10 protein-coding genes are annotated in these 10506 nt (G+C 64.6%); 7 read left to right on the top strand and 3 right to left on the bottom strand.

Going from position 1 to position 10506, the window contains the following annotated elements; translation table 11 throughout:
- Window positions 1–51 precede the first annotated feature (51 nt).
- Entirely contained in the window at window positions 52–873 is an 822-nt protein-coding gene (locus tag ACPT9U_RS16615) for an amidase (RefSeq protein WP_435751756.1), read from the bottom strand.
- Between the two features lie 105 nt (window positions 874–978).
- Here ACPT9U_RS16615 and ACPT9U_RS16620 point away from each other — a divergent pair, with 105 nt between their 5' ends.
- The 6 genes from ACPT9U_RS16620 (at window position 979) to torD (ending at window position 7652) form a co-directional block, all read left to right on the top strand.
- On the top strand, window positions 979–1884 hold the full coding sequence (locus tag ACPT9U_RS16620; RefSeq protein ID WP_435751757.1) for a LysR substrate-binding domain-containing protein: 906 nt from the start codon (window positions 979–981) through the stop codon (window positions 1882–1884).
- Between the two features lie 46 nt (window positions 1885–1930).
- The gene (locus tag ACPT9U_RS16625; protein WP_435751758.1) at window positions 1931–2443 is read left to right on the top strand and encodes an ureidoglycolate lyase; all 513 of its coding nucleotides are present in this window, start codon (window positions 1931–1933) and stop codon (window positions 2441–2443) included.
- 346 nt (window positions 2444–2789) lie between these two features.
- Window positions 2790–2975, top strand: coding sequence for a periplasmic nitrate reductase, NapE protein (locus ACPT9U_RS16630; RefSeq protein WP_418363147.1), 186 nt, complete (start codon window positions 2790–2792; stop codon window positions 2973–2975).
- Window positions 2976–3050: 75 nt separating this feature from the next.
- A complete protein-coding gene (torC, locus tag ACPT9U_RS16635; RefSeq protein ID WP_435751759.1) occupies window positions 3051–4277 on the top strand; it encodes a pentaheme c-type cytochrome TorC in 1227 nt (408 codons plus the stop codon).
- A 16-nt stretch (window positions 4278–4293) separates the two neighbouring features.
- Window positions 4294–6810, top strand: coding sequence for a trimethylamine-N-oxide reductase TorA (torA, locus tag ACPT9U_RS16640; RefSeq protein ID WP_435751760.1), 2517 nt, complete (start codon window positions 4294–4296; stop codon window positions 6808–6810).
- Window positions 6810–7652 (top strand): molecular chaperone TorD, encoded by an 843-nt coding sequence (torD, locus tag ACPT9U_RS16645; RefSeq protein WP_435751761.1) that lies wholly within the window; start codon window positions 6810–6812, stop codon window positions 7650–7652. Before torA ends, torD begins: the two co-directional genes overlap by 1 nt.
- Before the next feature lie 62 nt (window positions 7653–7714).
- Here torD and ACPT9U_RS16650 read toward each other — a convergent pair whose 3' ends face one another.
- Both ACPT9U_RS16650 and ACPT9U_RS16655 read right to left on the bottom strand, forming a co-directional pair.
- Window positions 7715–8035 carry a DNA-binding protein gene (locus ACPT9U_RS16650; protein ID WP_435751762.1) on the bottom strand — a complete coding sequence of 107 codons (321 nt, stop codon included), beginning with the start codon at window positions 8033–8035 and terminating at the stop codon, window positions 7715–7717.
- Between the two features lie 2 nt (window positions 8036–8037).
- Window positions 8038–8376: a type II toxin-antitoxin system RelE/ParE family toxin gene (locus ACPT9U_RS16655; RefSeq protein WP_435751763.1), complete on the bottom strand. Its 339-nt coding sequence runs from the start codon at window positions 8374–8376 to the stop codon at window positions 8038–8040.
- A 559-nt stretch (window positions 8377–8935) separates the two neighbouring features.
- Between ACPT9U_RS16655 and ACPT9U_RS16660 the strand changes: the two genes are divergently transcribed.
- Window positions 8936–10411 (top strand): SulP family inorganic anion transporter, encoded by a 1476-nt coding sequence (locus ACPT9U_RS16660; RefSeq protein WP_435751764.1) that lies wholly within the window; start codon window positions 8936–8938, stop codon window positions 10409–10411.
- Window positions 10412–10506 lie beyond the last annotated feature (95 nt).

A 10506-nucleotide genomic window follows, 5' to 3' on the forward strand; every position in this document is an offset into this window, starting at 1 on the left:
TCGAACACTTCGAGGCCCTCCTGCCCTGGAATCTCAAGGCTGAGCAGTTGATCACGGCGTAGCGAGCCCGGGGAAGATGGGGTTCGTGGAGCGCTTACAGTTCTCGGGAACGCCGATTCGCAAACCAGTCAGCGGTCGGGGCGCACACGGCTTCGGCACCGACCGAGCGCTGGCATCCATGGCCGAAAAGGCAAAGGTGAGGTCCTCGACCGTACGCGTTAGCAAGCCGGGGGTATCCAGCGAGGAGGACAAGGGGACGATGCCATTGAGCGACCAGCGACCGTAAGTCGTCTTGAGTCCGACCTGCCCTGTCATCGCCGCGGGCACCCGAACGGAGCCAGCGGTATCCGTGCCCAACGCCAGGAAGGCGCTTCCCTGCACCAGGGAGACACCGGCGCCGGAGCTCGATCCGCCTGGCGTCCGGTGCTCTGCGGAGGCCCAAGGATTGAAGGGGGTTCCCCAGTGCGCATTGACGCCAAGACCGCCAAAGGCAAACTCGACGGTGTGTGTCTTGCCGACCACGATGCCGAGTTGCCGCTGCAGGCTCGACACCACAGGGCCAGCGGTCTCCCAAGCCTCTGGCAACCGCTCGGCACTGCCTGCATACACCGGCAGTCCAGGGACGCCGTAAAGGTCCTTCACGGAAACCGGGATCCCCATCAGCGGGCCAAGATCCACCCCCTCGGCAAACAGGGCATCGACGGCTTCAGCCAACTTTCGGGCACGTGCGCCGTCCCATGTTTTGTAGGCGTTCAGGCGACTTTCGGAGGCAAGGAAATTCTGCGTACAGCGCTCGATCAACCCGACTGCGGTCTGATCGCGCCGGCGCAACTGGCGAGCGTGCTCCGCCAAGGGCAGGTAGCTGGTGTCCAACAGTCTCTCCCGTGATCGCGTGGATGAAGCATTTGTTTCAATTCATCCTACGATCGCGCTACCCTTCGGACAAGCACCCATAAATGAACCGAGTTTTTACGTACCGTGAACAATCGCTTCTCGATCGAAGACCTTCAGGTGTTCTCCGAAGTAGTCAGGACACTCAACTTTTCTCAAGCAGCTCAGAGGCTTGGCGTATCTCCCGCCTTCATCTCAAAGCGCATTCAGGTGCTCGAAGCGCAACTTGAGTGCAAGCTCTTTCACCGCTCCACACGCCAAGTTTCGCTCACGGAGCAAGGGGAACACGTCTATGAGCTTGGTCGATCGATCCTCGACAAGGTGAGCGAACTGCACGAGGAACTTGGCGTGAAGCGCAACGAACCGCGCGGTGTTCTGCGCGTCTCGACGAGCTTCGGCTTCGGCCGCCGGGTGGTGGGTGAGAGCCTCGCGGAGTTCTCACGCAAGTATCCCGAGATCGAGGTTCGGCTCGACGTCCTCGATCATCTGCTCGACCTTGCGCAAAACAAGATCGACCTGGACGTACGTATCGGCGATGTGATCTCGCCGCATTACATCGCGAAGCGACTTGCACGTAACCACCGCATCCTGTGCGCTGCACCGTCTTATCTTGAGCGATGCGGCAGGCCGACAGACCTGAACGAGCTTGCACAGCACAACTGCCTCATCATCAAGGAGCGAGACCACCCCGTCGGGCTGTGGAAGCTGACCCGCCGAGGCCGCAACTACAACGTGAAGGTCAGGGGGTCGCTCGTCACCAATAACGGCGAGATTGCCGTTGCATGGGCACTCGCAGGCCATGGCATCATGTTGCGGTCGATCTGGGACGCTCGCACGCATCTCGAGTCGGGGCTGCTGGTGAACATCCTCTCCGACTACACGCAGGAGGCGAACATCTGGGCCGTCTATCCCGAACGCCTGAGTTCCTCCGCGAAGATCAAGCTTTGCGTGAAGCACATGGAGGAATTCTTCCAGCGCTGGGAACAGCGTTAAAGCGCCCGTCCGAAAGATCTCATCCTCACCTTTTGTCGGAAGTGCCATGCCAGTGCCGAGTTTCCTGTCCCTGAAGATCGAGCCTCTGACGCACGAGGCATTCGCGCCATTCGGCGAAGTCATCGAAGCCGGAGATCATGCCGAGCGCTTCCTCATCAACGGCGGCAACACCGAGCGCTATCACGATCTGGCTGGTCTCGAGGCGGGGTCCGATGGGCGGATCATCGTTTCGATCTTCAGGGGACAGCCTCGTACGCTGCCGTTCGAAGTACGGATGCTGGAGCGGCATCCGCTTGGGTCCCAGGCATTCATTCCGATGTCGGGCAGGCCCTACCTTGTTGTCGTAGCTCCCGCAGCCAGCAGCCCTGCCGTCACGGAACTCCGGGCTTTCCTCGCGCGGGGGAGCCAAGGCGTGAACTATCGTGCGGGTGTCTGGCACCACCCCTTGCTTGCGCTGGATGGGGTTTCAGACTTCCTGGTGATTGACCGCAAGGGTCCCGGCCAGAATTGTGACGAAATCACGCTCCAGCCCATCGCTCGCATCGCCGACCCCAGGTAATGGCGTTTGAGCGGCCCCGATCCATTCAACACCGACGAGCCACCCGACGCTGCCCAGCCTCCGTTTCCTTGGCGAGCGGGTAGAGGACTTGCGCCACCAAGTAAGCACGCCCTGCCGCGCACACCATTCGAAGCCCTGCAAGCCATTGGTTTGCAGGGCTTTTTCGCGTCCTGGGCGGCCATCTGTTAACGACATTAACCTGCCTGCCGCTGCCATTCACAAATCTCGCCAGCACGTTAACACCCAACTCCTAGGATTCAGGGTGTAGTCATTTCATGCCGGCGAGCGCGCACTTCTTCCCGCATCCGCACTCGCTCGGCGAACTTGCAGACACGGAGAACGAGACGTGAACAATCAAGTCAGTGGGCGTGCGACGACGCCCGGAGCAGAGGAAGCAGGCAGCCGGCGCGAGTGGCCCTCGTTCCTGCTGCTCGCTTTCGTCGGCCTGCCCATCGCCATGACGCTGGCGATCGCGGCGTACGGGTTCATCGTGTGGTTCCTGCAGATCCTGGTCTTCGGCCCACCTTCCTGATTTCACCAGGCAAGGCAGTGCGCCATCGGCATGTGCCGCCAAGCAGGAAATCGGACAACCCGCAGGAGCATCATCATGAAGAAGTTGCTACGGTCCTTCACGGACCTCTTTCTCAAGCCATCGGTCAGGATCGGGCTCGGCGTGCTCGTCACCGGCGGCTTCGTCGCAGGCGTGCTCGCCTGGCAGGGCTTCAACACCGCGCTGGAAGTGACCAACACCGAGGAGTTCTGCCTCAGCTGCCACACCATGCACGACAACCTGCTGCCCGAACTGCAGAAGACGGTGCACTGGAACAACCGCAGCGGCGTGCGTGCGCGCTGCCCGGATTGCCACGTGCCGCATGATTTCACCGACAAGGTCGCACGCAAGATGCAGGCCAGCCGCGAGGTTTGGGGCCAGATCGTGGGCACCATCGACACGCGCGAAAAGTTCAAGGACCACCGCATCGTGCTGGCCCAACGCGAGTGGAAGCGCCTGTCGGCAAACGGCTCGAAGGAATGCCGCGCCTGCCACGACTACAAGGACATGGACTTCGACAAGATGCGCCCAGCCTCGCAGGTCGCGATGCGCGCAGCCGCCGCCCGCGATCAGAGCTGCATCGACTGCCACAAGGGCATCGCACACCAGCTGCCCGACATGAAGGGCGCGCGCAACCCGGCGTTCGACACTCTGCTCTCCTCCGCCGCCGGACAAGGTGTCGACACCGGCCAGTCCTATTACCTCGTCGCGCCGCAGGATCTGTATGCAGACGAAGGCTTGAGCCAGCGCATCGGTTCGGTCGAGGTGGCGACTCAGGTCAAGGTGCTCGAGGCCAAGGGGGACGCTCAACGCGTCGAGCTCGCACTGTGGCGCAAGAACAAGGGCTATGGTCGCGTCTGGTACAGCCACTTCGGCCTCAACATCACCAGCGCCATCCTCGAGAAGGACATCGCCCAGGACACCAGCTTCGTGAAGGTGCTCGACACCAGGGAAGACCCGATGACCGGCCTCGAATGGCAGCAGGTCACTGCCACCGCGTGGATGCGCAAGGGCAGCGTGCTCGACAGCGTCGAACCGGTGTGGACGATCGCCCGCGACAGCTACAGCCGCAGCTGCAGCGTGTGCCACCGCCAGCCCGAGGAAGCACACTTCGACGCCAACACCTGGCCGGGCCTCTTCGGCGGCATGGTGGGCTTCACGAGCATGGACGACGACACCGCCCGCGTGGTGCTCAAGTACCTCCAGACCCATTCGTCCGATTTCAGCGCATCGCATCACGGCACCGGTTCGCCCGATTCCGCCCTGCAAACCGCGCGCCCCTGATCAGGAGTTGAACACCATGAACTACTCTCGGAGAGGTTTCCTCAAGGCCATGGCGGCAATGTCCGGCAGTGCGCTGGTCGCACCCGGCCTCCTGGCCCCTGCCACCGCCCGCGCCGCCGGCGAGGCGGCAGCAGTGAGCGACGACATCACCACCTGGAAGATCACCGGCTCGCACTTTGGCGCCATGCGCGCCAAGGTGCTCGGCGACCGCGTGGTCGAGATCCATCCCTTCGAACTCGACAAGCATCCGACCAAGATGCTCGACGGCATCCTGGGCATGATCTACAGCCCGTCCCGCGTGCGCTACCCGATGGTGCGCCTGGATTGGTACCGCAAGCGCCACCTCAGCGACACCAGCCAGCGCGGCGACAACCGCTTCGTGCGCGTGAGCTGGGACGAGGCGCTCGACCTGTTCTACGAAGAGCTCGAGCGCATCCAGAAGGACTACGGCCCGTGGGCGCTGCACACCGGCGGCGTCGGCTGGCGCTCGGTCGGCCAGGTGCATAGCTGCGGCAACCACATGGTGCGCGGCGTCGGCATGCACGGCCGCAGCGTAGGCACTATCGGCGACTACTCGACCGGCGCCGGGCAGATGATCCTGCCCTACGTGCTGGGTTCGACCGAGGTGTATTCGCAAGGCACCTCGTGGGACGTGATCCTGCAGGAGAGCAAGCTGGTCGTGTTCTGGGCCAACGATCCGATCAAGAACCTGCAGGTGGGCTGGAACACCGAGACGCACGAGTCCTACGCCTACTTCGAGCAGCTCAAGCAGAAGGTGGCCGACAAGTCGATCCAGGTGATCTGCATCGACCCGGTCAAGAGCAAGACGCTGAACTACCTCGGAGGCGCCGAGCACCAGTACATCAACCCGATGACCGACGTGCCGCTGATGCTCGCCATCGCGCACACGCTGGTGAAGGAAGGCCTGCACGACCAGAAGTTCCTCGACACCTATACCCTTGGTTTCGACAAGTTCCTGCCCTACCTCGAGGGCAAGACCGAGGACCAGGTCGAGAAGACGCCCGAGTGGGCGGAGAAGATCTGCGGCGTGCCGGCAGAACGCATCCGCGAACTCGCCCGCCTGATGGCCAGGCACCGCACCCAGCTCATCTTCGGCTGGGCGGTGCAGCGCCAGCAGCACGGTGAGCAACCCTACTGGATGGGCGCGGTGCTGGCCGCCATGCTCGGCCAGATCGGCCTGCCCGGCGGCGGCATCAGCTACGCGCACCACTACAGCTCGGTGGGCGTGTCCTCTTCGGGCGCGGCCATGCCCGGCGCCTTCCCGCTCAACCTCGACCCCGGCCGCAAACCCAAGCACGACAACACCGACTACAAGGGCTATAGCGCGGTGGTGCCCATCGCGCGTGTCATCGACGCCCTGCTCGAGCCGGGCAAGGAGATCGACTTCAATGGCGGCAAGGTCAAGCTCCCGCCGTACAAGATGGCGATCTTCAGCGGCTGCAACCAGTGGCACCGTCAGCCCCAGCGCAACCGCATGAAGGAAGCCTGGCAAAAGCTCGAGACGGTGGTCGCCATCGACTACAACTGGACCGCCACCTGCCGCTTCGCCGACATCGTGCTGCCGGCCTGCACGCCCTTCGAGCGCAACGACCTCGACGGCTACGGCTCGTACAGCAACCGCGGCATCATCGCGATGCAGAAGCTGATCGACCCGCTGTTCCACTCGCGCCCCGACTTCGAGATCTTCCGCGGCCTCACCCGGCGCTTCAACCGCGACGCCGAATACACCCGCGGCATGGACGAGATGCAGTGGGTGGAAAAGATCTACGAGGACTGCCGCAAGGAGAACGGCCTCAAGGACATCGCCATGCCGCCCTTCGCCGAGTTCTGGAAGAAAGGCTACGTGATGTTCCCCGAGGGTAAGCCCTGGGTGCGTCATGCCGACTTCCGCGACGACGCCGAGGTCAACGCCCTCGGCACGCCGTCCGGCTTCATCGAGATCTTCAGCCGCAAGATCGACCGCTACGGCTACGCCGACTGCAAGGGCCACCCGGTGTGGATGGAGAAGACCGAGCGCTCGCACGGCGGCCCCGGCTCCGACCGCTTCCCGCTGTGGTTGCAGTCGGTGCACCCGGACAATCGACTGCACTCGCAGCTGTGCGAATCCGAGCCGCTGCGCGAGACCTACGCCATCGCCGGGCGTGAGCCGGTGTTCATCGGCCCCGAGGACGCCGCCGCGCGCGGCATCCAGCACGGCGACCTGGTGCGGGTGTTCAACGACCGCGGCCAGCTGCTCGCCGGCGCGCACGTGTCGGACAATTTCCCGCGCGGCGTGGTGCGCATCCAGGAAGGCGCCTGGTACGGGCCGACCGGGCCGGAGATCGGCGCCCTCGACACCTACGGCGACCCCAACACGCTGACGCTCGACATCGGCACCTCCAGCCTGGCGCAAGCCACCAGCGCCAACACCTGCCTGGTGCAGATCGAGAAGTTCGTCGGCACGCCGCCGGCGGTGACGTCCTTCGGCGGGCCGATCGAAGTCGATCCGGAAGGTCGGGAGGTGAAGGCGTGATGGGCAAGCATCCGCAAGACGGCGCGGCTGCCACGCCCGAAGCGATGCCCCGGTCGGCTGCGGGGGCGCTGTCCGCGACGGCCGCGGAAGCACTGGCGGCGACGGCCGCGGGAACGCTCTCCGGGGCGGCGCCCGGGGTGGCCGAGACCGCCGACGCCGCGGCGCTCTCCCCGGAGGAGTGGCAGTTCGCAAGCACTCAGCGCGCCGGGCTGTACGGCTGGTTTGCCCGGCTGTACGCGCAGGAAGTCTCCCAGCAGATGTTCGAGAGCCACTTCGCGGACGGGGGATTCGCCCCCTTCGCGGGGCTGGCCGAGCTCGGTCTCGGCGCCGAAGTGCAGCGCCTCGACGAAGCCATCGCCGCCCTGCGCGCCGAGCAACTCCCGCGCCTGGAGCTGGCAGCGGACTTCGCCCAGCTCTTCCTGCTCGACGGCAAGACCAGCGCCCTGCCCTACGCCTCGGCCTACGAGGGCAAGGACACCGCCTCGCCGCTCTTCGGCGCGGCCGAGGCGCGCATGCGCGACTTTCTCGCCGCACGCGCGCTGGCGATCCAGGCCGACTTCCGCGAACCCGCCGACCACCTCGCGGTGCCGCTGGCGCTGATGGCCGAGCTAGCCGGGAAGAATGCCGCCGCGGGGGACATCCCCGCTGCAGCCGCCGCCCAGGCCGGCTTCATCCACGCGGGGCTTGTCGACTGGCTGCCGCGTTTCGTCGAGCGGTGCCAGCAAGCCCGGCCGCGCTTCGACGTCTACCCGGCGCAGGCGGCCCTGCTGCTTGGGTTCGTGCGCGCGGATGCGGCGTTTCTGGAGGATGTAAGCGGAGGTGCGGGGGCAGCCGCAGACTGACGCGCGCGCCCTGCCCCGTCAGACCCGACGGTGCGAGCGCGCGTCTCGGTGCGCGCCCGCCCTCATGCCACGACGACGGTCGTCCGCACTTCGACCCCGAGCGCCCGCTTGATGGCGGCAAAGATCGCCGAGATGTTGCTCATCGTCGGGTTGCCCGACGCTGACAGCATCCGGTGCAGGCTTTTCGCGGGCTTGTGGATCTCCTCGGCGAGGGACTCGAAGCCAACGGTCGCGTTCACAAGGTCTCGCAGAACGAGCTTTGCGGTGTCGGGCTCACCGTTGATGAACAGGGTGATCGCCTCGTCGAGTAGGGCTTGCGCAAACGCAGGGTCACGCTGCACCCGTGCAGCGACGGTCTGCTTGAAGTCACGGGTCAGTGCCATGGTCAGGCTCCTTTCTTCATCCGGGCCTTACGGCGCTTGTAGTCTTCCCACAAGGCCACCGCTTCGTCGATATCGCGCTGCTGGCGCTTCTTGCTCCCGCCACCGAGCAGCACGATGATCTCGAGCCCATCCTTCGCCAGGTAGATGCGGTATCCAGGGCCCCAATCGATCTTGCACTCTCCAATGCCGCGAAACCACTCCACGTTGGAGAGGTTGCCCTGCTCCATTCTTGCCGCTGCGACCGTAAGCTTTGCGGCCGCGAGGGAATCGAGCGTTGAAAACCAGTCGGCGTAGGGACTGCTGCCATCAGTTAAAACAAGCTCTCTGAGCTGGTAGGACATTGCTGATTAATGGTAACAGATAAGTTACTTTTAGAGAACGAGGACTTGGGCGAAACTTCTCGTAGCTTTCATGCAGCAGGATCGAGCCGCCATCAAGCGTGCCAAATGCATATTTCGATCGCAGTTTAGCTGAGACAGAGGCTGGCTGGACAACGCTGCAAGCGCCACGGCGACTTCAGGTTCTTGCTGCGCCGCAGCAATTCCGCTACCCTTTCGAGACTTTCAGTGACGGCCACTCAGGGCCGTTTTCGGCCGACACGAACGCCTTCCCCTTCCCCGACACACCGACAAGCGACCCATGTAAGCCTTGCCCCAGCCTGCGAGCTGTTTTCTCCTTCCCGCTCGCGCGAGGCTTGCCGCAACGCGTTCGCTTGATCCGTCCCTGCCCGGACACCCCCGCGCCATGACAAGGCGCCACCTGCACATCCTCCGCGATGCGAGCGTCCGGGCATCGCCACTGCCCCTCAGGGGCTGCGAACTTCATTGCGAACCCGTCTCGCGCGACTTCATCGCGCCCCTGCCCGGGGCGCGCGCAACCTTGCTGGACCGATAACGACAAATGAAATCCTTCCACCAGGACTGGCTCGCCAACGTCCGCAACGACCTGCTCGCCGGCCTCGTGGTCGCGCTGGCGCTGATCCCCGAGGCGATCGCGTTCTCGATCATCGCCGGCGTCGATCCCAAGGTCGGCCTCTATGCGTCCTTCTGCATCGCGGTGGTCATCGCCTTCACCGGCGGCCGCCCGGGCATGATCTCGGCCGCCACCGGCGCGATGGCGCTGGTGATGGTCACGCTGGTCAAGGAGCACGGCCTCGAATACCTGCTCGCCGCCACCATCCTCACCGGCGTGCTGCAGATCGTCTCCGGCTGGATCCGGCTCGGGCGGCTGATGCGCTTCGTGTCGCGCTCGGTGGTCACCGGCTTCGTCAACGCGCTCGCCATCCTGATCTTCATGGCGCAGCTGCCCGAGCTCACCAACGTGACCTGGCACGTGTACGCGATGACCGCCGCCGGCCTGGGGATCATCTATCTGTTCCCCTACGTCACCAAGGCCATCCCCTCGCCGCTCGTCACCATCGTGGTGCTCACCGCGGTCGCCATCGTTCTCGACCTCGACATCCGCAGCGTCGGCGACATGGGCGAGTTGCCCGACAGCCTGCCGGTGTTCCTGCTCCCCGACGTGCCCCTCAACCTGGAAACGCTGGCGATCATCTTCCCGTACTCGCTGACGCTGATGGTGGTGGGCCTGCTCGAATCGCTGATGACCGCGACCATCGTCGACGACCTCACCGACACCACCAGCGACAAGAACCGCGAGTGCGTCGGCCAGGGCGTGGCCAACATCGCCAGCGGCTTCATCGGCGGCATGGCGGGCTGCGCGATGATCGGCCAGTCGGTGATCAACGTGAAATCCGGCGGCCGCGGCCGGCTGTCGACGCTGTCGGCGGGCCTCTTCCTGCTCGCGCTGCTGATGCTGGTGGGCGACTGGGTGGCGCAGATCCCGATGGCGGCGCTGGTGGCGGTGATGATCATGGTGTCGATCGGCACCTTCGACTGGAACTCGATCCGCAAGCTGCGCGAGAACCCGCCGAGCTCGAGCATCGTGATGCTCGCCACCGTGGCGGTCACCGTCGCCACCCACGACCTGGCGCAGGGCGTGCTGGTCGGCGTGCTGGCCTCGGGCTTCTTCTTCGCGCACAAGGTCGGCCGCATCCTGCACATCCGCTCCGCCGCCGAGGACGAGGGTCGCGTGCGCCGCTACACCGTCAGCGGACAGGTGTTCTTCGCCTCGGCGGATGCCTTCGTCGCCGCCTTCGACTTCCGCGAGGTGATCGACAAGGTGGTCATCGACGTGTCGCGCGCCCACTTCTGGGACATCACCGCGGTCAGCGCGCTCGACAAGGTGGTGGTCAAGTTCCGCCGCGAAGGCACCGAGGTCGAGGTTGTCGGCCTCAACGAGGCCAGCGCGACGATGGTCGACAAGTTCGCCGTGCACGGCAAGGACGGCGCCGACGATTTGCTGATGGGCCACTGAGAGTTTGTGAAAATTCCCCGCCAATGCCTTTGGTATAATTCTTGCATTCCAGTCCCCGCCCGGTAACCCAGTCATGAAAGCTCGCGCCCGCGTGG

Source organism: Thauera sp. AutoDN2, assembly GCF_051280715.1.
Taxonomy (GTDB): domain Bacteria; phylum Pseudomonadota; class Gammaproteobacteria; order Burkholderiales; family Rhodocyclaceae; genus Thauera.